Genomic DNA, 372 nt, shown 5'->3' with positions numbered 1-372 from the left:
TCAGGAGTAAAACCTATCGTAAATTACCAGCACGTTTACAAAACAACATATCTCTATGGAAGCTACTCGCCAATTAATGGTGATAGCTTTGTTTGGGAAATCAACGGAGTAAGCACCCGAATATTCAAGGCGTACCTCGATGAATTCTCTTTGTACAATCCTAAAGAATATAAAATTGTGGTCATTGACAATGCGGGATTTCATTCCACAAAGAATATTGAGATACCCGACAATATCTGCCTACTAAGAATTCCACCCTACAATCCAGAATTGAATCCATGCGAACAGGTATGGCAATATATCAAGAACCGATTTAAGAACAGGCGCTTCGAAACTATGGAAGAGTTGAAAAAGTGGTTGCACGATATGGTC

General features: G+C 39.0%; 1 protein-coding gene. It reads left to right on the top strand.

The window, feature by feature from the left end; all coding sequences use genetic code 11:
* Positions 1-372 (top strand): transposase (locus tag CXF67_RS00260; RefSeq protein WP_102086933.1); only part of this gene is annotated, 372 nt, incomplete at both ends.

This window comes from Psychroflexus sp. MES1-P1E, from assembly GCF_002836055.1.
GTDB lineage: Bacteria > Bacteroidota > Bacteroidia > Flavobacteriales > Flavobacteriaceae > Psychroflexus.
Note: the sequence above shows the minus strand (reverse complement) of the source record. Positions and strands in the feature narration are given on the sequence as shown.